The 23131-nt window shown below is 60.7% G+C and carries 23 protein-coding genes; 15 read left to right on the top strand and 8 right to left on the bottom strand.

What is annotated here, in order from left to right:
- Positions 1–51: 51 nt before the first annotated feature.
- From ACK4R0_RS01315 to ACK4R0_RS01265, 11 genes are read left to right on the top strand one after another with little or no spacing between them, the layout of a single operon-like run.
- On the top strand, positions 52–1509 hold the full coding sequence (locus ACK4R0_RS01315; protein ID WP_409669057.1) for an aldehyde dehydrogenase family protein: 1458 nt from the start codon (positions 52–54) through the stop codon (positions 1507–1509).
- Positions 1506–1709 (top strand): tautomerase family protein, encoded by a 204-nt coding sequence (locus ACK4R0_RS01310; protein WP_409669054.1) that lies wholly within the window; start codon positions 1506–1508, stop codon positions 1707–1709. Before ACK4R0_RS01315 ends, ACK4R0_RS01310 begins: the two co-directional genes overlap by 4 nt.
- A complete protein-coding gene (locus ACK4R0_RS01305; protein ID WP_409669051.1) occupies positions 1709–3301 on the top strand; it encodes an MFS transporter in 1593 nt (530 codons plus the stop codon). Before ACK4R0_RS01310 ends, ACK4R0_RS01305 begins: the two co-directional genes overlap by 1 nt.
- Positions 3298–4011 (top strand): CoA transferase subunit A, encoded by a 714-nt coding sequence (locus tag ACK4R0_RS01300; RefSeq protein WP_409669049.1) that lies wholly within the window; start codon positions 3298–3300, stop codon positions 4009–4011. The genes ACK4R0_RS01305 and ACK4R0_RS01300 overlap by 4 nt, the downstream gene beginning before the upstream one ends.
- Entirely contained in the window at positions 4008–4667 is a 660-nt protein-coding gene (locus tag ACK4R0_RS01295) for a 3-oxoacid CoA-transferase subunit B (protein ID WP_409669046.1), read from the top strand. Before ACK4R0_RS01300 ends, ACK4R0_RS01295 begins: the two co-directional genes overlap by 4 nt.
- Positions 4664–6100, top strand: a complete 1437-nt coding sequence (locus ACK4R0_RS01290; protein ID WP_409669043.1) for an NAD-dependent succinate-semialdehyde dehydrogenase — start codon at positions 4664–4666, stop codon at positions 6098–6100. Before ACK4R0_RS01295 ends, ACK4R0_RS01290 begins: the two co-directional genes overlap by 4 nt.
- 51 nt (positions 6101–6151) lie before the next feature.
- Positions 6152–6661 carry a Zn-ribbon domain-containing OB-fold protein gene (locus ACK4R0_RS01285; RefSeq protein WP_409670857.1) on the top strand — a complete coding sequence of 170 codons (510 nt, stop codon included), beginning with the start codon at positions 6152–6154 and terminating at the stop codon, positions 6659–6661.
- A complete protein-coding gene (locus tag ACK4R0_RS01280; protein ID WP_409669040.1) occupies positions 6658–7830 on the top strand; it encodes a thiolase C-terminal domain-containing protein in 1173 nt (390 codons plus the stop codon). The genes ACK4R0_RS01285 and ACK4R0_RS01280 overlap by 4 nt, the downstream gene beginning before the upstream one ends.
- A gap of 19 nt (positions 7831–7849) precedes the next feature.
- The gene (locus ACK4R0_RS01275; protein WP_409669037.1) at positions 7850–9043 is read left to right on the top strand and encodes an aromatic ring-hydroxylating oxygenase subunit alpha; all 1194 of its coding nucleotides are present in this window, start codon (positions 7850–7852) and stop codon (positions 9041–9043) included.
- Positions 9040–10560, top strand: a complete 1521-nt coding sequence (locus ACK4R0_RS01270) for a class I adenylate-forming enzyme family protein (RefSeq protein WP_409669034.1) — start codon at positions 9040–9042, stop codon at positions 10558–10560. Before ACK4R0_RS01275 ends, ACK4R0_RS01270 begins: the two co-directional genes overlap by 4 nt.
- Positions 10561–10618: 58 nt before the next feature.
- Positions 10619–11380, top strand: coding sequence for an IclR family transcriptional regulator (locus ACK4R0_RS01265; protein ID WP_409669031.1), 762 nt, complete (start codon positions 10619–10621; stop codon positions 11378–11380).
- Between the two features lie 54 nt (positions 11381–11434).
- On the opposite strand, the gene ACK4R0_RS01260 is transcribed toward ACK4R0_RS01265, so the two are convergent.
- Positions 11435–12145 carry a DUF6118 family protein gene (locus ACK4R0_RS01260; RefSeq protein ID WP_409669028.1) on the bottom strand — a complete coding sequence of 237 codons (711 nt, stop codon included), beginning with the start codon at positions 12143–12145 and terminating at the stop codon, positions 11435–11437.
- A 9-nt stretch (positions 12146–12154) separates the two neighbouring features.
- Positions 12155–15094 (bottom strand): Ti-type conjugative transfer relaxase TraA, encoded by a 2940-nt coding sequence (traA, locus tag ACK4R0_RS01255; RefSeq protein WP_409669025.1) that lies wholly within the window; start codon positions 15092–15094, stop codon positions 12155–12157.
- A 173-nt stretch (positions 15095–15267) separates the two neighbouring features.
- On the opposite strand from traA, the gene ACK4R0_RS01250 reads away from it, so the two are divergent.
- Together ACK4R0_RS01250 and ACK4R0_RS01245 are read left to right on the top strand one after the other, a co-directional pair.
- Positions 15268–15591, top strand: coding sequence for a conjugal transfer protein TraD (locus ACK4R0_RS01250; protein WP_409669023.1), 324 nt, complete (start codon positions 15268–15270; stop codon positions 15589–15591).
- A gap of 1 nt (position 15592) precedes the next feature.
- Positions 15593–15829: a conjugal transfer protein TraD gene (locus ACK4R0_RS01245; RefSeq protein WP_409669020.1), complete on the top strand. Its 237-nt coding sequence runs from the start codon at positions 15593–15595 to the stop codon at positions 15827–15829.
- Between the two features lie 219 nt (positions 15830–16048).
- Here ACK4R0_RS01245 and ACK4R0_RS01240 read toward each other — a convergent pair whose 3' ends face one another.
- The 4 genes from ACK4R0_RS01240 to ACK4R0_RS01225 are packed head-to-tail and all read right to left on the bottom strand — an operon-like array spanning position 16049 to position 18615.
- Positions 16049–16477 (bottom strand): MucR family transcriptional regulator, encoded by a 429-nt coding sequence (locus ACK4R0_RS01240; protein WP_409669017.1) that lies wholly within the window; start codon positions 16475–16477, stop codon positions 16049–16051.
- A gap of 24 nt (positions 16478–16501) precedes the next feature.
- On the bottom strand, positions 16502–17425 hold the full coding sequence (locus ACK4R0_RS01235; RefSeq protein ID WP_409669014.1) for a HEPN domain-containing protein: 924 nt from the start codon (positions 17423–17425) through the stop codon (positions 16502–16504).
- Between the two features lie 54 nt (positions 17426–17479).
- The gene (locus ACK4R0_RS01230; protein ID WP_409669012.1) at positions 17480–17728 is read right to left on the bottom strand and encodes an RNA polymerase sigma factor; all 249 of its coding nucleotides are present in this window, start codon (positions 17726–17728) and stop codon (positions 17480–17482) included.
- Positions 17725–18615 (bottom strand): ArdC family protein, encoded by an 891-nt coding sequence (locus ACK4R0_RS01225; RefSeq protein WP_409669009.1) that lies wholly within the window; start codon positions 18613–18615, stop codon positions 17725–17727. Before ACK4R0_RS01225 ends, ACK4R0_RS01230 begins: the two co-directional genes overlap by 4 nt.
- A 433-nt stretch (positions 18616–19048) precedes the next feature.
- Here ACK4R0_RS01225 and ACK4R0_RS01220 point away from each other — a divergent pair, with 433 nt between their 5' ends.
- The gene (locus ACK4R0_RS01220) at positions 19049–19252 is read left to right on the top strand and encodes a helix-turn-helix transcriptional regulator (RefSeq protein WP_409670854.1); all 204 of its coding nucleotides are present in this window, start codon (positions 19049–19051) and stop codon (positions 19250–19252) included.
- Between the two features lie 309 nt (positions 19253–19561).
- Positions 19562–20578 carry an IS110 family transposase gene (locus tag ACK4R0_RS01215; RefSeq protein WP_409669007.1) on the top strand — a complete coding sequence of 339 codons (1017 nt, stop codon included), beginning with the start codon at positions 19562–19564 and terminating at the stop codon, positions 20576–20578.
- Positions 20579–21057: 479 nt separating this feature from the next.
- Here the strand turns inward: ACK4R0_RS01215 and ACK4R0_RS01210 are convergent, their stop codons facing one another.
- Positions 21058–21813 (bottom strand): SDR family NAD(P)-dependent oxidoreductase, encoded by a 756-nt coding sequence (locus ACK4R0_RS01210; RefSeq protein ID WP_409669004.1) that lies wholly within the window; start codon positions 21811–21813, stop codon positions 21058–21060.
- Entirely contained in the window at positions 21810–23129 is a 1320-nt protein-coding gene (gene hisD, locus ACK4R0_RS01205) for a histidinol dehydrogenase (protein WP_409669001.1), read from the bottom strand. Before hisD ends, ACK4R0_RS01210 begins: the two co-directional genes overlap by 4 nt.
- Between the last annotated feature and the right edge of the window lie 2 nt (positions 23130–23131).

Below are 23131 nucleotides of genomic sequence, written 5' to 3'. Positions count from 1 at the left end.
CGCGAGCGGATACCCGCTGCGTCGCAGGCGCCCTTTCCCTGAAAGAAAACCATGTATTTTGATCCCGACCAGGTAAATCCACCCACGCATCTGATCATCGGTGGTGAACGGTGCGCAGGTGTCACGCTTAACGATGTCCACAGCCCCTCTCGCCACGCGCTTGTCCGACCGGTCGGCTGGGCTTCAGATGCGCAAGTGGATCAGGCGGTGCAGGCTGCCCGTCTCGCCGCGCCAGGCTGGGCTGCCTTGGCGCCGCGCGAGCGCGCCGAACTGCTTGCGCGGTTCGCCGATCTGGTCGACGCCCATGCTGAGGAGTTGGCACGGCTGGAATCGCTGGTATCCGCGCGAATCTACAGCGAGGTCATCGCGCGCGATGTGAAAGTCGTTTCAGGTGTGCTGCGCTATTTCGGCGAGTTTGCTGACAAGGTCGACGGCGCGGTGACACCAACGCCGCGCAATTCGCTCTCTTTCACCGTGCATGAACCGCATGGTGTGGTTGCGGCAATCTCGCCTTGGAATTTTCCGATGATCCTGTCGTCCTGGAAGTTTGCGCCAGCATTGGCGGCGGGCAACGCTGTCGTGCTCAAGCCATCTGAACTCACCCCCTTCTCTGCGACTCGGCTTGCAGAACTGGCGCTGGAAGCAGGCCTCCCCGCCGGCGTTTTCAATGTCATCCATGGCGATGGTGCGGTAGGCGATGCGCTGGTGCGGCACCGCGGCGTTGATTACGTCACTTTTACCGGATCAAGTGCAACCGGCGCCCGAATCATGGCTGCGGCTGCCGAAACCGGACTCAAGCAAGTCAGTCTGGAACTGGGAGGCAAGGGACCGCAACTCGTGTTCGACGACGCTGCGGACCTCGACCGGCTGGCTGCCATGATCGCCCGCGGCATTACCTACAACTCGGGGCAGGTTTGTTTCGCAGGCTCGCGGCTGGTCGTACAGCGTGGCATCGCAGCCCGTCTGACAGCCAAGATCGCCGAAACGATGCACGGCCTGCAGTTCGGCGAGACGTGGAACACCGCTGCCAATATGCCCCCGATCATCAACGAACGCCAGATCGCGCGGATCGACTCCATCGTTCAGGCGAGTGTTGCCGAGGGTGCAAAGGTGGTGTGCGGCGGCGAACGGATTGCACACGACGGCGCGTCCTTCTTTGCCCCCACGATGCTCAGCGGCATGGCTCCTGACAGCATTGCGATTCGCGAAGAGATCTTCGGCCCGGTCCTTGCGGTCCAGGAGTTCGACAGATTCGATGAGGGCGTCGCGCTCGCCAACCACGCAGAGTACGGCCTGACTGCGTCTGTGCATACCCGAGACATCAGCCAGGCTTTCAAGGCTGCGCAGGCGATCGAGAGCGGGACGGTGTGGATCAACGACTGGGGCCGCCGGACAGATTTTACCGCGCCATTTGGCGGCTACAAAAGATCGGGTCTGGGCAAAGACATGGGGCGACCCGGCTTCGAGAAATACCTCAAAAGTAAAGCCATCTGGCTGGAGATCGAATGATGCCGCTTGCATATGTATCCCTGATCGAAGGCACGACCGAAGAGCAGAAGCGCAAGCTGATTGCGGGTATCACAGACGCCTTTGCTGTCAGTGTCAACGCGCCGCGCGAACTGGTTCGGGTCATCATCAACGAGGTACCCGATACCAATTGGGGTGTGGGCGGAAAATCGTTCAAGGACCGCAAGCTGGAAAGCCGCTGATGGTGGCGACATCCTCACCGGCTGCCAAGCCAGCTGGCTTTTCGATCGGTCGCACGCTGACCGAAGTGCCCAGTACCGCGTACAGCAACTGGGTGCTTGGGCTGCTTGCGGTCGTATACGCGATCAATTTCGTGGATCGCCAAATCATCAGCGTGCTGGCGCTGGATATCAAACGCGACCTGGGCCTGACTGACGCCGATCTGGGATTTCTCTACGGTACCGCGTTCGGAGTGTTTTATGCACTGTTTGGCATCCCGATGGGGAGGCTGGCAGATAGCTGGAACCGGGTGCGGCTTATAACGATCGGCCTGGCGGTCTGGTCGGCGATGACCGCGCTGTCAGGGCTTGCCCGGAATGGCGCCCAGCTTACGGCAGCGCGCATTGGCGTCGGCGTGGGCGAGGCGACTGCCAGCCCGTGCGCCTATTCGCTGATCTCGGACTATTTTCCAAGGAACAAGCGCGCCAGTGCACTGGCGGTCTACTCGTCAGGAATGTATCTGGGTGCAGGGCTCTCGCTTTTTATCGGTGCGGTAATCGTCAAGGCTTGGGACGCTGCTTATCCCGGCGGGCTGAACGGCATAGTCGGATGGCAGGCCAGTTTCATGGCAGTCGGCATTCCAGGACTGTTGCTGGCGCTCGTCGTAGCCACTTTACGCGAGCCGGTACGCGGGCTGTCGGAAGGGCTACCCACCCGGCCGGTCGCGCACCCGTTCCGTGAATTCTTCGCCGAACTGATGACCATCATCTTTCCGTTATCTCTGATCGCAGCTGCCCGGCAAGGCGCGCGTGTGCTTTGGCGCAATCTGCTAGGTCTCGTGATCATTACGCTGCTGGCATATGCGCTGATCGTGCTTACCGGTGATGTAGCGCAATGGGTGGCTGTCGGCATCGGCTTTTATGCAATCTACAGCTGGGCTGTAGCGCTCAAGAAGCGGGATGCACCCGCGTTTCAGCTTATATGGGGAACACCCGCATTTCTTGCGGTTCTGGTCGGCTACGGTCTGATAGCCTTTGTCAATTATGCGGTGCTGTTCTGGTCTCTGCCATACGCGGAAAGCGTTCTTGGCGCCGACAAATCCACCGCAGGGCTGATCATCGGCGGGGGCGGCGCTGCCGGCGGGTTTATCGGCCTCAACATCGGCGGTCGAGTCGCCGACCGGCTGCGTCGCAGCAATCCGGGCGGACGCATTCTGGTGATCATTTTCGCTGCGCTGGCACCAGTCATTCCGTTGGTGATCATGTTCTCAACCGACAATCTCACCGTATTTTACGCATTGATCTTGCCCATGACGGTGCTCCACAGCACCGGGCTTAGTGCGGCAGCAGCGACCACGCAGGATCTGGTGCTGCCCCGGATGCGCGGGCTCGCGACCGCCTGCTATTTCCTCAGCATCACCATGATCGGACTGGCGCTAGGCCCCTATATGGTCGGACGCGTCTCGATCTGGACCGGCGATCTTGGAACTGCGATCCTTTCGCTGCTGCTGGTCATGCCAGTCTCCACGCTCGCCCTGGTTCTGCTCTATCGCTGGTTGCCGAAAGCGGAGGCCAGTGTTGCAGAACGCGCGCACGCGGCCGGAGAACCATTGTGAAAGACAAGATCTACCAAAGCCCCGATGCGGCCATGGAGGGGCTGCTGTCTGACGGCATGACGCTGATGTCGGGAGGATTCGGCCTGTCGGGCAACCCTGAAAGCCTGATTGATGTCGTCCAACGTTCGGGTGTGCGCGACCTGACAATTATCTCGAACAATGCAGGGGCCGACGGGTTCGGCTTGTGGACGCTGCTGAACAATCGACAGGTCCGCAAGATGATCTCTTCGTATGTCGGTGAGAACCGGCTTTTCGAGCAGCAGTTCCTGAACGGCGAACTGGAGCTGGAACTTAACCCGCAAGGTACACTGGCCGAACGCATCCGAGCGGGCGGAGCAGGCATTCCGGCATTCTACACCCGCACCGGCGTGGGCACCGTCGTGGCCGAGGGCAAGCGCGTCGATACCTTCGAGGGCGACCAGTATGTCATGGAGCGCTGGCTGAAGGCCGATGTCTCACTGGTCAAGGCATGGAAGGCGGATCCCGAGGGTAATCTGATTTATCGGAAGACCGCACAGAATTTCAATCCGGCCATGGCTACGGCGGGCCGTATTACAGTCGCGGAAGTGGAAGAGATTGTCGAGGCTGGCGTGCTCGATGCCAACGCAATTCACACACCGGGCATCTATGTCGACCGGATCGTGCTTGCGACGATCAATGAAAAGCGAATCGAAAAGCGCACCGTTCGAAAACGTGAGGATGCAGCATGAGCTGGACCCGGGACCAAATGGCCGCGCGGGCAGCGCGCGAGCTTCGCGATGGCGACTATGTCAATCTGGGTATTGGTATCCCCACACTTGTGGCTAACCACATTCCCGGCGATATCGATGTGTCGCTGCATTCGGAAAATGGCATGCTGGGCACTGGCCCCTTTCCCTTCGATGGGGATGAGGACGCGGACCTCATCAATGCGGGCAAGCAGACGGTCACCCAACTGCCGACCTCCAGCTTTTTCTCGTCATCTGAAAGCTTTGCGATGATCCGGGGCGGGCATATCGACGTTACCATTCTGGGCGCAATGGAGGTTTCAGCATTCGGCGACATCGCCAACTGGAACGTGCCTGGGAAAATGCTGAAGGGTATGGGCGGCGCGATGGATCTGGTGGCGGGGGTCAAACGCATCGTCGTCCTCATGGAGCACGTCAGCAAGGACGGGAGCGCCAAGATCCTCGATCGTTGTTCCTTGCCACTCACCGGCGTGGCGGCAGTCGATCTGATCATAACGGACCTGGCCGTCTTCACCTGCGATCGCAGTGCCGGACTGGTGCTGATCGAGACCGCGCCAACAGTGACGATCGATGTGATCAGGCACAAAACCGCCGCGCAATTTGCAATCAGCAAAGCCATTATGGAGCAATCATCATGACCGCATATGAGGCAAAACTCGGACTTTACATCGCTGGCGAATGGCGCTCTGGCGAAGGGCGCGATACCCACGATGTGCTCAACCCAGCAACGGGAGAAACGCTCGCCCCTCTGCCGGTCGCGACGGCTGCAGACCTTGATCTTGCGCTTGAAGCGACAGCTCGCGGGTTCAGCCTGTGGCGTGCAACTGCGCCAGAACAACGTGCCGCCATTCTGATGAAGACGGCCGCATTGTTGCGCGAGCGGACCGAGCGGATCGCGACGATCACGACACTGGAACAGGGCAAACCGGTGGCGGAAGCCAAGGGCGAGATTGGCCTCGCGGCGGCAATTCTGGAGTTTCATGCCGGCGAAGCGCAGCGCATTTATGGCCGCGTGCTGCAGCGCCCCAAGGGAACCCGCTCGATGGTGCTGCAACAGCCCGTGGGGCCGGTGGCCGCATTCTGCGCCTGGAATTTTCCTGCCCTCAACGTGGTACGCAAGCTTGCGCCTGCGCTGGCAGCTGGATGCTCGGTCATTATTAAACCCAGTGAGGAAACCTCAGGATGCGCGATCGAAGTAATGCGCTGCTTTCAGGACGCCGGACTTCCCGGAGACGTGGCCCAGATGGTGTTTGGCGTACCTGACCAGATTTCACGTCATCTGCTGGCCTCGCCCGTCACGCGCAAGCTTAGCTTCACGGGGTCGGTTCCGGTTGGCAAGCATCTAACGCGGCTGGCCGCCGATACGATGATGCGCACGACCATGGAGCTGGGCGGCCATGGTCCGGTGCTGGTGTTCGACGATTGCAATCTGGAGCAGACACTCGACACACTGGTCGCAAACAAGTTTCGCAATGCGGGCCAAGTGTGCATCGCGCCTACCCGCTTCTATGTGCAACAAGATATCTATGAACGGTTTGCTCAAGGCTTTGCCGAACGCACGCAGCGGATCACGGTCGGGAGCGGGCTGGACCCTGCCACGCAGATGGGACCGATGGCCAATCCGCGCCGTCCCATGGCGATCAACGAGCTTGTAGAGGATGCCCGCAACGCTGGGGCACGCGTGCTGGCGGGCGGTCAACCGTTTGCGTCTGATGCAGGCTTTTTTGTGGCTCCGACCGTTCTGGCCGATGTGCCGCTGACGGCCCGGGCCATGAACGAGGAGCCGTTTGGTCCGCTTGCACTGCTGACGCCGTTTGCAACGCCAGATGAGGCAATCGAGCAGGCAAACCGGTTGCCATACGGCCTTGCTGCCTATTGCTTCACCGAAAATGGCAGGCTCCAGAACCGACTTGGCGACGATATTGAGGCCGGAATGATCGCGGTGAACAATGTGCGACTGAGCTGGCCCGACAGCCCGTTCGGCGGGATGAAGGACAGTGGCTACGGATCGGAAGACGGGCCCGAAGGCATTGCTGCCCATTTGGTCACCAAGACATTTCACATGATGTGATGAGAGTAGGATATTCTAAATGGAGAATATCATTCTCATTTATTGACTCGGGTGTGGCGCTGTGGAATTGACAGTCAACACCTTTGGCGGCGCACCAGACGCCAGTCTCCACAAAGGGAGGATAATTTGAACACATCTTCACGGATTCGCGGCGGAATTGGCGCGGATGAAGGCTATTGGGCAGCGCTGGAGCGCGGCGAGTTTGCGATTTCGCGGTGCAGTGGGTGCAACCGCTGGATGTGGCCTGCTCATTGGCGCTGCGGCGACTGCGGATCATGGGGCATCGTGTGGGAAGCGATCGAGCCGGTCGGCCGGATCTACACTTGGACGCGCAACCATGCGGTATCCGATGTTGTGCGCGAGCGCCGGGTGGATGTTCCGTTCGTCACGCTGCTGGTCGAACTGCCTCAGGCAGATGGCGCGCGCGTTGCCGGCATCCTGCATGGTGATGAATCGGGCTTGCGCATCGGCGCCCCGGTAAGCGGGATCATTCTTCCAGCAGACGAACGATCCAAGGGTTATGTCACCATGGCCTGGCAGATAATCGGAGACGCTGCATGAGCACCCCCAACCCGATGCGAGGATCGACGGCGATCGTCGGCATCGCCCAGACGCCCTATTACAAAAGGGGGACGTCGCCTGATCCCGAAATGAAGCTGGCACTGCGCGCAATCGTCGCTGCGTGTGATGATGCGGGCATCGATCCGGCCGATATCGATGGCTTCGTTTCCTATGGATCGGAACGCAATACCGCCCAGCAACTGCTGCCTGCCCTTGGCACGAAGTCGCTAAAATATGCAGCGCTTGCCTGGACACATGGTGGAGGCATTCCGGCTGCAATCGGCATCGCTGCACAGGCAATCATCGCTGGCCAAGCCGAAATTGTGGTTGTCTACCGGGCCATGGCCGAGGCGAGCAACCAGCGGTTGCAGGTCGCAGTGACGCAGGGCGATACGCCTGCACAGTTTCTGGTCAACGGCATCGACATGGTGCTGCAACGCTCTGCGATGCGCAGCCAGCGGATGATCGAGCATGACGGGGTGCCGCGCGAGACGCTGGAAGCGGTCGTCCGCGCCGGATATCACCATGCGCAGAACAACCCTGGTGCCGCAGGCTACGGCCAGCCGGTGGATCACGCAGCTTACGAAGCGTCACGCTGGATTTCCGAGCCATACCACCTGTTCGACTGCAGCCGGGAAAGCGACGGCGCAGCAGCGGTCATCCTGGTATCGGCAGAGCGGGCCAAGACGTTGCGACAGAAGCCCGCCTATCTGTTGGCGAGCGCCATGGGCGCATCGCGGACCGCCGGATCGCGCGAGGACAATCACGAGCCCTATACAAGCGTCGGCTTTATCGAGCTTGCCGAGCGGCTGTGGGCGCAGTCGGGCTACGGGCCTCAAGATGTCGATGTTGCGCAGATCTACGAAAACTTCAGCGGCATGGCCGTCGCCGCACTGATCGATCACGGCTTTTGTACGGCGGAGACCGCAGGGACGTTCATCCGGTTGGAAAATCTGATTGCGCCCAACGGCACGCTGCCGATCAATACGTCTGGCGGGAACATCGCCGATGGCTTCATCCACGGCATGGGTCTGGTGGTTGAGGCGGTTCGGCAGCTTCGGGGCACATCATGCAATCAGGTACCGGGCGCCAGGCTTTCGCTGATGGCAGGCGGCCCCGGCGATTCTGTCACCAGCACCGCACTTTTCGGCTCGGCCGACACTCTTTGACATGTCCGGGAACAAGACGATGGATGCAGAACATACCCCGATCACTCAGGTCCCTTCTCGGCGCATGCATACGCTGGAATCCCTGAATGAAAGCCAGATAGAAGCTATCCGCAAGATTCCGCCTTATGGAACCCAGCCACCGCCGGTTATGACGGTCCGCTATCCGGCTGCGCATTTTACGGAACGTGCGCGCTTCGAGCAGGAGCGCGACACAGTGTTTCGCAAGATGGCTGTGCCCATCATGCCATCAGCCAGAATCAGCCAGCCGGGCACCGCGATCACCCATCATGGCTATGGCATGGCACTGCTGCTGGTGCGTGACAAAGCGGGCACGCTGCGGGTGTTTTTGAACGCCTGCCAGCACAAGGGCGCAAAGCTGGTCGAAGGGTGCGCGCTGCAGAAGCTTTCGCGGATCACGTGCCCCTATCATTCCTGGACCTATGGGCTCGACGGCTCACTGATTGCCATTGCACGGCAGGATGCGTTCGAAGCGGTAAACAAGGCGGACTTCAACCTCGCCGAATTGCCGTCGCGTGAGTTCGGAGGGCTGATCTGGGCCTGTCTCGACCGTGACGCGGAGCCGGATTTTTCCGCTCTGGTGCCGGAGATCGAAGCCGATCTTGTCAGCCTCGATATCCCCACCGCTCATGTATACGGACATCGCGCCTTCAACCTCAAGGCAAACTGGAAGCTGGTGCTTGAGCCGTTCATGGAAAGCTACCACGTGCCGCGCCTGCACGCTGCGTCGATCGGATCACTGTTCGGCGACGTGACCCGCGTGATCGATCTGCTGGGGCCTCACCAGCGCAAGACCGCAGGCAAGGTCAACTTCCAGCCCGACATGGTCGACATACCAGGCGAGAACATCCACAAGACGGTCACTTTCGCCTATCAGCTGTTTCCCAATGCGGTGCTGATCACCAGCCCCTATTATATCAGCCTTATGATCCTGATGCCTGTCAGCGAGCGTGAAACAAATGTCGACTATTACATGCTGACGCTGGAGGCCCCGCAAACCGAAAAGGCCGAAGAAGTGGCTGCACGATCTTTGGAGCTGATTCTCAAGGTCTTTGGCGAAGAGGACTTCCGCGCTGCAGAGATTTCGCAGGAAGGCCTGGAGTCGAAGGCCCTGCGCTACATGACCTATGGCGGAATGGAGAACACCATCCCCATGTACTATAAGCAGCTCGATTCCTGTGTGGAGGCTTCATGACCAGCAATGGGCTGATGCATGACGGGCTGGCCTATTGGGCCAGGCGAGCCCCAGACAAGCCGGTCGCCATGTTCAACCAGACCGAGGCCATCGGATATGGTGACATGGCGCGCTGGAGCGACGGCATAGCGGAACATCTGGCAGAACTGGGGATCGCGGCCGGGGACGTCGTGGCCTTGGCTGGTGCAAATTCTATCGCTTGGATCGCGGGTGCCTTTGGCATCCTGAAGGCTGGTGGCATAATCGCGCCCTTCAATGACCGGCTGCTTGGCGAAGAGATGGCCTATCTTGCCAATCACAGCCAGGCACGACTGATTATCGCCGATGCGGATCGCACCGCGCGGCTTGCTGATGCCGGAGTGCAAACGCCGACACTCGCCATTGAAGGCCTTGACCGATTCCAACAGGGGGCTGCGCTTGGCTGGCGAGAGGTGCGCGTGACCTCCGATGATCCGGCCATGATCATCTTCACAAGCGGCAGTACTGCCCGTCCAAAAGGGGCGATGATGGGACATGGCAACTATCTCGCAAAGTTCATGGAGATGATGCTGCTGGATTCCCGGTTGGGCGCAGACACCCGCGCCATGATGCCGCTGGGGCTGCATTCCTCGCCCGGCCTTCCATGGGGAATCTTGTTCACCAGCACTCTGGGGGGGACACTGCATTTCACCAGCAAATATGATGCCGAGAACACGCTCAAGACGCTGGCAGAGCACAAGATCAACTTTTTCATCGGCGTGCCGATGATTTATGATCAGATTTCGAAACTCGAAGCGTTTGAGAAGGCAGACCTGTCTGCCCTTACCTTCGCACGCATAGGTGGCGCGACACCAGCAATTGAAACGCTGGAACGTTGGCGCGCCGCCGGCGTGATTGTCCGCCAGCTTTATGGCATGACCGAAGTGGGCGGAGGCGCCATCATTGCCAGTGAAGACGAGGCGCTAATCAACCCCTACTCTTGTGGGAGAGGCCTGGCCTTTTCCCGCTTCAGGATCGTGCGCAATGACGGAACCGAATGTGATCCGGGCGAGCCTGGACATATCCTGCTGCAGGGGCCTGGCCTGATGCTGGGCTACTGGCGCGATCCTGATGCTACAGCAGAGGCTTTGGCGGGGGGATGGATGCACACCGGCGATATCGGCACTGTAGACGCGGACGGTTATTTCAAATTTGTCGATCGTGCCAAAGAGATGATCAAGTCGGGCGGCTTCAATGTGTCGCCAGCCGAGATTGAATCGGTCCTGCTGACGCATCCGTCCGTCACCGAGGCGGCGGTCTTCGGCATCAAGGATCCCAAGTTTACGGAGGCCCCCTGCGCCTGCGTTTATCTATCCGAACCTGTCACCCCGAAAGACCTAATCGACCATTGCGCAACGCGGTTGGCTGGGTTCAAGCTGCCGCAGCACATCATCATGCTTGACGGTCCCTTGCCGCGGCTGGCGAATGAAAAGGTAGACAGGGTGCGCATCAAATCCCTTTATGGCGGCGGGCCGCCTTCGTCCGGAAGCGCTGGGTGATATCACTGCACTAAGGCGTCGATTGACCCTGCAAGGCACAATGGGCTAGCAACCGACTATGGCGAATGACACTGGCACTGAGAAACCGGTCAAAATGGTTGGTGCGGTGGTGCAGGCTTTCCGGGTTTTACGACTGCTTTCAACAAGCAATGTGCCCTTGGGGGTGACCGCTATTGCCCGCGATGCAAAAGTAAACCCTTCCACGGCATTCAATATACTGCGCACGCTTGTGGCAGAGAATGCCGTCGAGTTTGACGAGTTGAGCAAAACCTACAAAATCGGCAGAGGCCTGCTGGCCCTCAGCAGCAAACTCCTGGAAGAATCTATCGTTGACGAGATCCGTACGGAGCTAAATCGCCTGGCAACCGAGACAAATTGTCTGGTTGGGCTCTGGAAAGCTCATGATGGCAGGATGACATTGCTGGAACGCGCTGTGGGAGGACGCGCCATCCGGTTGGACATGGAGATCAAACAACGCCTTCCTTTCATGGCAGGCGCGGTTGGTCGGGCCTATGCTGCGCGGCTGAAAATGTCCGATTCTGAACTACGAAAACATTTCAACCAGTTGCGCTGGGAAGGCAATTTGGACGCAGACACTTACGTTAGCGAGGTCCGCTATGCAGAACGAACCGGGTATGCCATTGATAGGGAAGCCCTGTATCCCGGCGTAGTCACTGTGGCTACGGTACTGACAAACCACGAGGGCAAAGTAGTATTTGGTCTTACCGCAAGTGATATTGCTCATAACCTTGACGAAGCCAAGATCTGTGCGCTTGGCGAGGAAATGGCTGGGATTGGCCGTACCTTCTCGCTGATTTAACGGTCGCGTCCATCGCGAATCGCCTGCTGCTCGAACAACGTCGGCCAAGGTTTTTCAACGTTCTGTTTTTCCAACCTCGATGTTGCATCCAACACTTCTGAGTCCCCTTTCGGAAGCCCGGTTTGCGCATTTGTTGATCGCCTCGTTGTTTTTCTCTGAAAGCTGAGCAGCAGCTTGCAGGTTGCTCCACCGGCCAGGGTTGGCAACTGACATGAGCCGCTCCCCTGCGTCCCAGCCGTTGCGGCGCAATGCCGACATTGCCCGCTTTTCAGGCCACAGCCATCCTTCTGGCACAACCCAGTCGATCGCAGGCAGGATGATCGCCCCGCCCATCGTACCCATTACAAGAGCTAAGCCAGCAGCGCCGGCAAGCCATTGGTTCTGCCGCCGGACCGTTCGCACCGAACCGGTTATCCTGGTGAGCGCGCTGATCGCATTCTGGAGATTATTGTGGACGGCAGCCCGAGCCAGATCGGCATCCTTGCGCACCTGCCGACCCGCCGCCTCGATCTGCCGACCAATTATCTCGGGTGTCAGCGCCAGCGCGGGCTTCTGCGCCAACGCATCGATCGTCTCACGCAGGTCTTCGCAGCTCTGATGGATCAAGGCGAGGTCTTCGCTGTAATCGCGCCCAAGCAGATCCTGCTGCCGCTCAGCAAAGCCATCGACGGCAGCCGTGACGCCCGCCAACCGCCGGGCTACAGCGTCCAGCGCCTGCTCAATCGGGAATTCGTCGGGATTGGGATCAATATCGGCATCGTCCATCCCGCATGGCTACATCCCCATGCCGAGCCCGCGCGAGAGCCCGAGCGATTTCTGGAGGTCCTGAGACAGCGTTTTCGTGCTCATGGCGTCCAGCCCAAGTTGCGGACGCCGATTTGCCAGCACCGACTCAAGCTGAGGATCACGCTCCAACCCCTTCGCCATTCCGACCAGCGAGGCCCGCACCTTGTCCGAAGCAGCCGCGCTGCCACTCTTGCGAAACGCCCGGTACTGCTCGGACCGCCGCTGCCACTGATCGACAAAACTATCGGCCCGCCGCTCATTGGCGGCGGCAACGCGCTGCACCTCGATGCGCAACCGTGCCTGCTGCTCCATCGCCTGGATGGCACGGTCCGTGCGGCCCTTCACCACTTCGGGGATCAGGCTGAGATCCCGGTTCACCGCCTTGCGCAGATCGCCAAAGCTGTCCGGCCTCAACGCATTGAGCTCCGCCCCGGCTTTGTCCAGCGCTGTCCGCTGCGAGGCCAGCGGCTGAAGCCCCTTGTCGCGCATGGCGACAATGTCCTGCGCCACCCGCGCAAACCGCTGCACGGCCTTGTCGAACGCCTGACGATCATTGGGCATTTCCGGCAAGGCAACTTTCGTTCTTGCTTGCACGACCGGCACACGCTGCTCGGCGACTGATGCACCCTTGAGCAAATCGGCCAGATGGCCACTGCGGCTGACCTTCAGACCGGTGCGAACATCGCGCTGTGGCTGCGGAACCTCAGCGGTCTTCTCCGGCTGCCGCGCGTAATCGCTGGCCATATCCTTGCCCCGCTCGCGGCTGAGCGTGCGGGTGAGTGCCTTGCGATTGGCAAAGTCATCCTTGCCGTAATGCAGATCGATCTGGGTGCGGTGCCGCGACAGCGCAACATAGGCCCCATGGCTATCCATGCCGGGCGTCGCCAGCAGCTTGACCTGATCGACGGTCATGCCCTGTGCTTTGTGGATCGTGGCTGCATAGCCATGATCGAGATGCGCATAGTCCTTGAGGTCGAACGCCACCTCTTTGCCATCGTCCAACTTCACCGATATGCGCGGCGCGCTGACGTTCTCGACGGTACCCAGCGATCCGTTTTTCACGCCGAGCGAACGTTCGTTCTTCAGGAACATGACCCGGTCGCCATCGGCAAACTGCCGCTCGCCACGCTCGACCTTGAGCGCAACGTCCTCGCCAAGGTCACCGCTGGAGCGAACCTTCTCGCGCACGGCCTCATTGAGCGCCCTGACCTCTTCATTGGTGTGCGTCAGGATGATCCGGCTGGCGTCTGGTTTAGACTGCCGATCCCGATCCCAGGCGTCAACCAGATCGGCGCGCGCAGCTTCCCGCGTCTCGGCGACATGAACATGTCCAGCTTGCTCATAGCGACCAAGCGCTTCCCCGGTCCTGCCCGTGGCCAGCTCACGCGTCGCCTCGCGCTGCCAGTCGATCTGCTGCCGCCGGATCGATGCAATCTCCACCGCGCCATGGCGCTCAGCCGCAGCGCGGAACGCGGCGCCTGCCTCGATCGCCTGCAGCTGCTGCGGATCGCCCACCATCACGACCTTCGCGCCCTGCTGCTGCGCATGCGACACGACGCGCTCCATCTGCCGCGTCCCGAGCATGCCTGCCTCATCAATGACGAGCACGTGCCTGCTGGTCAGCAGCTCCCTGCCCTGCCCCCATTGATGCTCCAGGCTGGCGAGCGTGCGCGACGGGATGCGTGAGCCATGCTCCAGCCCTTCGGCTGCAATGCCGGAGAGCGCTGCACCCTGCACCGTATAGCCAGCGCGTACCCATGCCTCGCGCGCCACACCCAGCATCGCGCTTTTCCCCGTTCCGGCATATCCGATGACGTTGCTGACGCCCTTTGCCGATGTGACATGCTCCAACGCCCCGCGCTGCTCGGCGGACAGGTCCATTCCGCGCGCTTTTGCATTGGCGAGCGCCAACTCGCGATAGCGATCAGGAACAGCGTGGCTGCGCCGTGCTTCAAGCCTGATGGTCGCGCGCTCCAGCCGCTGTTCGGTCTCCCGCATATCGCGCGAGGTGAACCGGTCATTGCCCTTTCCGTCCCTGCCCAGCGCGATAAGCTCGGGCGCTTTCTTCACCGCCGACATCACAGCATCGAATTGCTCCTTGTCGGCGCTGTGCCGATGCGCGAACATCGCAAGGTCGCGCGTGGTGAACGTCGCCTGCTGATGGGTGATAGCGCTGAGCGCAATGTTCGGATCGGCGATGATCTTCTCGCCGTTCGAGCGCGCAATATCGGCATGCTCTGCCAACCGCTCGGGCGACAGCCCCTCGCCTGCCATGCGCGAGGCCGCAGCACCAATCTTTGACTGCGGCTCCAGGTCGATGCCCTGCGCTGCCAGCGAGCGGTGATCAATGCGCGCATCGATATCGAGCTCGGCCATGCGCTGGTTGGCATGCGTGGCCCATGCCTCGCGCCAGTGGGTCAAGAGCTCGGTACGGTTCCAGTCGCGCACCTTTGCGCCAAATGTCGCGCTCCCATCTTCGCCGACAACGATCTCGCGCATGGTCAGCATGACATGTGCATGCGGTTTCGCTTCGCCATCAGCGCCGATATCCCAATGCACATTGAGATCGGCGATCATGCCCCGATCGACAAACTCGGCGCGGACAAAGTCGCGGGCCAGCTCGATCGCTTGTGACTGTGTCATCTCCCTTGGCAGTGCGAACTCGATCTCGCGCGCCAGCTGCGCGTCCTTGCGCAGCTCTGCCGCTTCGACATCGTTCCAGAGCCGCTCGCGATCCTGCCAGGCGTCATCGGCCCCGTCGGGCAGCATGACTTCGCTGTGGACGACACCAGCCTTGTTGGTGAAGTCATGGGCCCGGCCCAGCCGGTCATCGTGCAGCCGCTCGCCAGCGCGATAGGCCGCAGCGGCGAGCGCAGACGATCCTGCAGCGCGGGAGATGGCTTTGGCCGAGAAGTGATAGATCGCCATGGCGACCATCCATTTACGCCAAAAGAGCGACGTCGGCACGACGTATAAGCGCGCCCTCCACCGTTCTGGTCGCGCTCGGGATGACGGGGTCTCACGATGACCCAGCCTGTTGTCTGCGGGAGATGGGAGGGATAGCTGGTTGGTCCTTCACCGACAACCGAAGGATGCCAGACATGCGAAAACCACGCGATTACGACGCCGAACTGCAAGCCCTCAACGACAAGGCAAAGCGGCTCAGGACCCGCAAGCAGACCCAGCTTGGTGAGCTTGTTATTGCGACGGGAGCCGATGCGCTGGGCACAGAGACACTGGCAGGCGTTCTGCTCGCCGCGATCGGCAATGACGATCCATCACGAAAGGAGGCCTGGCGCAAACGCGGCGCTGCGTTCTTTCAGGGCAGCACCAGCACTCGCGGATCAGCTGGCAAGGACACTGGCGGCGCACAAGCGATCGATCCAGACACGCAACCGGCTGCTGGCGCACCGGGCACGGCATGACATGCGAGACTGGCGGGTCAAACGGCGCGAACGGACACGGCAACTTATCCAGCTCGGCGGGCTCATCGCCAAGGCGGAGCTCATCGAACTCACCGATGACGACCGCGCCGTGATCCTCGGGCTGCTGATCGAAGCGGCGACGAAGCTCAAAGGCGACAACCGCCAACAGCAGCTGCTGTTGTGGCGGCGGCGAGGGTCACGAGCGTTCGCGCAAAACCAGTTGGCGGAAAGATCGTGATCGCGCATAGGCAGCAACGTGACGGGGGCAATCAACCAACTGGTGCTGAGTGTGCTTGCGCGTGCTCCGCAATGGGTGAGGCAGGATTTGCTGTCAGCCGACCCGATCGTACGTGCTCGCGCCGAAGAGACACTGGCGGCAATGATCTCCAGCGCGCTCGCCGAAAGTCAGGTGATACAAAGCAGCGACGACGCAGACCTTTCGGCAAGCTGACCTGCCTTAATTGCTGCCCGTCTTCTTGGGCCTGCCGCCGCGCCCGCTTTTGCCGAGCCCAAATTCCTTCGCCAGCGCGCTGCGCCGCGCGGTATAATTGGGCGAGACCATCGGGTAGTCTTTTGGCAGGTTCCACTTGGCGCGGTAATCGTCGGGCGTCATACCAAAGTTCACCCTAAGATAGCGCTTGAGCATCGTGACCTGCTTGCCGTCTTCGAGGCAGACGAGATAGTCGGGCTTGATCGACGCCCGGATCGAGACAGCTGGCTTCTGGTCCGGCTTCAGTTCCGGCTCTGCTTCCTGACCAAGGCCGGAAAGCGAATTATGAACGCTGCCGATAAGCCCAGCAACATCCGATATCGACACGCTGTTGTTGCTGACATGCGCAGCAACAATATCAGCCGTTAGAGCGACAAGCATTTCGGTGTCAGCCATCTTTAATCCTCTTCGATCAGAGGCTCATTCATTGGGCTTTTGTTCGAGCAATGCAATACGTTCCGAACAGATGGCATGCACCGCGCGGCCGAGCTCTTCGACACAGCCGCCAAGCCAGAGCAGTTCTTCTTCGGTGATGCGGTAATGCTTCGAGTAGCGCGCCTTCACATAGGCCTCTTTCAGCTTCTCGAACCGAGCGCGATCAATGCGCGTGTCGCGCGGCCAGGCATCGACCAGACGCATGTCGATGCGTTCGGCTTGAGTGCGAAGAAAGCCGAGATTATGGACGTAGGGCGTGTAAAAAGTGCAGACCAGCAATACGCAGTGGTAAAGACTTTCGGTGGCCTGATGCATCAGGAACGCAGCCTTTTTATTCCACTTCCGCTCAGTCGCGAGCCGAGACATTTCCAGAAATTGCTGACCGCCGGGTAGCCATTCATCATAATATTCCCGCGCCATCGCCAGCGCCTGCGCGGGAGTCTTGGGTTTGGGCGTATGCAGCGCTCGTTGGTCGGCCTCGTGCAGCGCGATGCCATCTTTGGCCACGTCCATAAAAAAGTAGCGCCCATGCGCCAGCCCGTCGTTTACCTCTTGCAGCGTGTGAACGATGAAGTTGACCGGCGTGTGCAGCGTCCGGTCGATGGCCAGCTCGCGGATCAACCGGTCCTCGAGCTTCAGCCAGTAATCGACACGCTCGGTCAGCCGCTTGTCGTTGACGATGATCAGCAGATCGAAGTCGGAGCGATATCCTTTTGCCGTGTGCGGCTCGTCAACCCAGCCGCCTCGTGCGTAGCTGCCGTAGAGGATCAGCTTCTCGATCCGGCCCTTCTTCTTCCACTGGTGCGTGGCAAGCGCCAGCGCATCCTCGAACTCTTCGAAGATGATCTGCTTCACGCGCTCAAGCTCGCGCTGCTTGTTGGCAGGAAGATGATCGATGTCGGTGCGCATGGCTCTGGTCACCCTGTAGGGATGGTTCGTGAATGGCAAGGCGGAAGCTGGCGTTCATCGCCAGAACTGCCACCACTTGTGGTGGCGTTCGTGCATGTGTCGGTCGAGGATGCGCAGGGCGCCTGCGAAGTGATGCTCGACTTCAGTGACGGTGATGCCGTGCATTGTTGCAAGCTCTGCATAGCTGAGCTCATCAACACGGATTCCAAGGAATATCTCACGCTGCATCGGCGACATGTTGTCAACGGCGCGCTCGGCGCGGCGCAGCTGCTGCCGTTCGGATCGGGTGAGACGCACGCTCATGCTGCGTCTCCCTTCAGGTTCAGCAGATAATCTGCGGCCTTGCTGGCTGCACTTGCGGCGCGGAAGATGGCCTTGTCATCTTCTCTGAGAACGGTGAGCCAGGAAGCGATGTAATCGCTGTGACGGACCGTGGGTGCAATGCCCAGCGATGCGCAGGTGAACGCGGCTGCCATCTCGGCGACAAGCTCTTCGCGAGCATAGGCCTGAGAACCGAAGCTACCCTTCTGATCACGGTCCAGCCGGCTGGCGTGGCCGGTCCAGTGACCGAGCTCATGCAAAGCTGTGCGGTACCAGTTGATGGGTTCATGATATGCGGCCTGCGGCGGCACCTGCACGAAGTCGTGCGCCGGGCTGTAGAACGCAGCATCGCCCCCGATGTTGAACGTTGCACCGCTAGCGGTAATGATCGCATCAGCTTCGTCGATGGCGAGCACCGGATCGGTCGCAACCGGCGGTGCGGTCATGTCCTCGGGCAGGCCTTCGCACTGGTCGATGTTGAACACCGTGAACCGCTTGAGGAAAGCAACGGTCCTGGCTTCGCGGTCTTCGCCGCGTGCCTGTTCGGCTTCGGCCTTGGGCGTGAAGCGTTCGGCATAGCAGACGGTCGTGCCCTTCTCGCCCTTGCGGACATTGCCGCCAGCGGCTTGTGCCTGCCGGTAGGTCAGCCAGCGCTGGGAACCATAACCCCTCATGACCACTTCGGCCCAGAGGATCAGGACATTGATGCCCGAGTAGCGCCGGTCGGTTGCTGCGTTGTGCGGCATGGTGCAGCCGCAGAGTGCTGTGTCCCAGGGCTGGACCCAGGGAAGCCGTCCCTGCTCGAGCTCGGCGATGATGCGCTGTGTGACCTCGGTATAGAGGCTGTTGCGTGTAGTAGTGTTTTCCATGGCCTTGTCTCCTTCCATCCGGCCCCGGCCCGGAAGGGACGCTGGGGGGCGGCGAAGAAGAGCTGGCAGCCACGCTGCAACGGACGGCGCGCATGCGACAAGCACCGCAACGCAGTGTAGGACCCGCAACGCGGGTTGCGCGCTGGCCTGGCGTGGCTAGAGGCGATTGACGGCCCCCGGTGTCCCGCCCGATCGGGGCAAACGCCGCCGCAAAGCGGCGTCCGCAGATGCGCTGCTGAATGCTGAAACATAGTGAGATGTCGTGAGCGGAAATATTCTGCTTACGCTGCCATTTCCCTCTGCAAGCCAGCAGCGCTCCCCTGCCCCATTGCCTGCGACATCACCGCAAGTGGTTCGATTGACGCGCAGCGGCACATCGCCAATCTGCGTCGCAGGCAGGGGCAGATCACATCACAGGATGGAGACAATGGCCATGGCATCCCATGCACCCGACAGGTTCCTTAGGCTTAACACCGTGCTCGATCGCACCGGGCTTTCACGCGCGACGCTTTACCGCAAGATCCAGGCGGGCACCTTCCCCAGGCAGGTCAAGCTTGCCGAGCGATGCTGCGGGTGGCGAGAATCGGCTGTCGAGGAATGGCTACGGAATCCGATGTTTTATGAGGTCAGCGATTGAGAGGGCCGAGCCGGCTGGGGCCTACAACGCTGGTGGAGGTTTGTCTGGACGGTGATCACTGTGAGGGGCTGAACCTATCTCGCGTACCAAGGCATTACAGAGGGCGATCGTTCCGGTAAGCCGCCAGTCAGCATTGCGTCCCGTTTCGCGCTTTCCAGTCAGTGTCAGCCGTTTCCTGAGGCCTGCCGTTCGTTGCTCGCAGTTGCTGGTCAGCCTGAAGGACCGGGTTTGGGACACCGCGTAATTGATTTAGCCACCCTCGTGCATGGTACGAAATCTCTTTGGCGCTTCAATGCAGGAGGGTGACCGATGTCGATTTATGCAGGATTGGACGTGAGTGACAAGACAACGCACATTTGCGTGGTCGATATCGAAGGTGGCGTTGTGCGGCGAGATGTTGTCGCGAGCGATCCCGATGCCTTGGCAAAGTGGCTCAACCGCCATTGCCCGAATCTCGCGCGCGTGGTCCTCGAGACGGGTACGCTATCGACGTTCCTGTACCACGGATTGGTCGAACGCGGCGTCACGGTCGAATGCATCTGTGCGCGGCATGCCAAGAGTGTCCTTTCCGCGCGGGTCAACAAAAGCGACGTCCACGATGCCGAAGGGCTCGCGCAGCTGGCCCGTACGGGCTGGTACAAACGCGTCCACATGAAGGCAGCAGCCACTCACATCGACAGAGCCGCGCTGCGCATCCGGTCGCAGCTGATCACATCGCGGACAGCGATGGCCAATCAGCTGCGCGGCCTCTTGAAACTGTTCGGTTTGCGCATGGGTACTGCCAGAACTTCAGGTCGGCGTGCCGAACGCCTGACTGCCTTTTATGCCCAGCGCCCAGATTTGAAGCCCCTGTTTGCACCGCTTATTGCGTCCATGGAGGCCATTGAGGAGCAACTGCGCGCATCCAATCGTTTGCTCAACGAGCGGGCAAAGACGGATGAGGTCTGCACCCGGCTGATGAGCGTCCCTGGCGTCGGACCGATTACTGCGCTCACTTTTACCTCGACCATCGAAGATCCGCACCGTTTTGCCCGAAGTGACGATGTCGGCGCCTATGCAGGGCTCGCGCCCCGACGTAATCAATCGGGGGAACGCGACCTGAGTGGCCACATCTCCAAGGCGGGCGACCCTATGTTGCGCAAGGCGCTTTATGAAGCCGCCAACGTCGCGCTTTCCCAGGTGAAGCGGCCATTCGCCCTTCAGGCTTGGGGTAGGAAAATGGCCGAAGCCAAAGGCGCCAAGCGTGCCAGAACGGCCGTTGCACGGAAGCTCGCCGCATTACTCCATACGCTTTGGTTGAACGAGACCGAGTTCCGCTGGGCCTGAACCCGGCGCCTCTCTTCCCGATCAGCCATGCCCCGGACGATCTCGTCAGCTAAGTAGAGGGTCAAACCTCGTTTGGGACTCAGAGACGTCCGCCTATTCCGCTCGGCCGCGATCATGAAGGCTCGGACAAAGTGCTGCATCAGCTGTCCGATGACCTCGAAGACAACCATTGGCGAACGGGAAAAAGGAAGAGCAATGCCAGAATCAATTAGACAACTTAGCGGTCATTCCCCTGCGGCGTGCCGAATGACTGAATTTGCCAACAGCTGACAATCACTCTCGTTTGGCTGGCACGACCTTGCGACAGCAACTGATTCTACCGCTGCATGCCCGATTACCCTAAAGCCCGATGGAACCTGTCTTGTCGGTTCGCAGTCTGAACAAATGCGAGGCGATGAAATTCCTCCCCGCGCCATGCAGTGCCGTCGCCATGCAGAATGCCTCCACGGCGCAACATCTGCCACATTTTCCAGTTGAACTCACTCCGCCGTCCATCCGCCATCGACGACGAGGCTTGTGCCCGTCACCAACGCCGATGCATCGGATGCCAGGAACAGGATCGCTCCCATCAGATCCTCGACGGTGCCGATGCGGCCGAGCTTGATCTTGCCGAGGACCGACCGGCGGAAGTCCTCGTTCCCGAACATCGGCCGGGTAAGCGGAGTGTCGATGAACGTGGGCGCTATGGTGTTCGACCGGATGCCATAAGATGCCAGGTCCAGCGCCATCGCCTTGTTCATGCCTTCCATCGCCCATTTCGACGCGCAATACAGCGATCGGTTTGGGCCACCGACATGCCCCATCTGGCTGCTCATATGGATTAGACTGCCGCGTACACGGGCGGCCATCATCCGTGCGACACAGGCCTGGGTGACGAAATATGCCGACTTCAGGTTGAGATCCAGCACCGCGTCATAGTCGACCTCGCTCACCTCCCATAATGGCTTGGGCCGGTTGGTCCCGGCGTTGTTGACCAGAATGTCGAACGCAGGCTGACCAGCAAAGAACGCTTCGACTGCTGCGATGTCGGTCACGTCGAGCACGGCGGCGTGCGCCAAAGGCCCGATCTGTGCTGCGGCAGCTTCGATCTCGTCAGAGCTGCGCGCCAGCAGCCATGTTTCCGCCCCTGCCTGCCCCAGCGCTGCGGCAGCCGCCAGGCCGATCCCTCGGCCCGCACCGGTGACGACAGCACGCCTGCCGTCGAGCCGGAAGCTGGGGGTGACAGGCAGAGTCATGCAACAGGCTCTGCGCGGCCAGCATATGGCACGTTGCGGCCACCGAAGCGCCGCACGCGGATGTTGGCCTGTTCGCCATGCCCGGCAAATCCTTCGAGCGCGCACAAGCGGCTGCAATATTCGCCGATCATTGCCGAGGCCTCATCAGTGAGCACCTTCTGATAGGTGCAGGTCTTCAGGAACTTGCCGACCCACAACCCGCCAGTATAGCGCGCTGCCTTCTTGGTGGGCAGGGTATGGTTGGTACCGATCACCTTGTCACCGAACGACACATTGGTGCGCTGACCCAGAAACAGCGCGCCGTAATTGGTCATGTTATCAAGGAAATAATCGGGGTTGGCGGTCATCACCTGGACATGCTCGGATGCGATCTCGTCGGCGATCCGGACCATCTCGGCATCGTCCTCGGCAACGATCACCTCGCCGAAGTTCTCCCAGGCGCGCCGGGCTATCTCCGCAGTGGGCAGTATCTGCAGCAGGCGCTCGATCTCGCGCATCGTCTCGAGCGCCAGTGTGCGGCTGGTCGTCAGCAGCACCGCCGGCGAATCAGGACCATGCTCGGCCTGGCCCAGCAGGTCGGTGGCCGCGAGTTCGGCATCGCAGCCGACCTCGTCGCAGATCACCAGGGTTTCGGTCGGCCCGGCAAACAGATCGATCCCGACGCGACCGAACAGCTGGCGCTTGGCTTCGGCGACAAAGGCATTGCCCGGGCCGACCAGCACATCGACGCCGGCGATGGACGCGGTACCGATGCCCATTGCGCCCACCGCCTGGATCCCGCCGAGGCAATAGATCTCGTCGGCCCCGGCCATGGCCTGCGCCGCGACGATGGCGGGCGCGGGCTTGCCGCCGAACGGCGGCGCGCAGGTGATGACCCGCTTCACACCTGCAACCTTCGCGGTGATCACGCTCATGTGTGCGGAGGCGAGCAGCGGATACTTGCCCCCCGGAACGTAGCAGCCTGCGCCGTTGACCGGCAGGTGCCTGTGCCCCAGCACCACGCCGGGCAGGGTCTCGACCTCGACGTCCTTCATGCTGTCGCGCTGGATCTGCGCGAAGTTGCGGACCTGGGTCTGGGCGAATTCGATGTCCTTGAGGTCCTGGCCGGTCAGTTGATCGATGCAGCCCTGGATTTCGTCTGGCGTCAGCCGGTAGCTGTCGCGGTCCCAGCCGTCGAACTTGATCGACAGATCACGCACTGCGTCGTCGCCGCGCGCCTCGATGTCGGCGAGGATCGCCTCAACCGCATCGCGCACCTTGCGATCCGCGGTGTCCTTAGCTTCGGCGGTCGCACCGCGCTTGAGATATTCTGCCATGG

This window comes from Blastomonas sp. (genome assembly GCF_046294995.1).
Taxonomy (GTDB): Bacteria; Pseudomonadota; Alphaproteobacteria; order Sphingomonadales; family Sphingomonadaceae; genus Blastomonas.
Note: the sequence above shows the minus strand (reverse complement) of the source record. Positions and strands in the feature narration are given on the sequence as shown.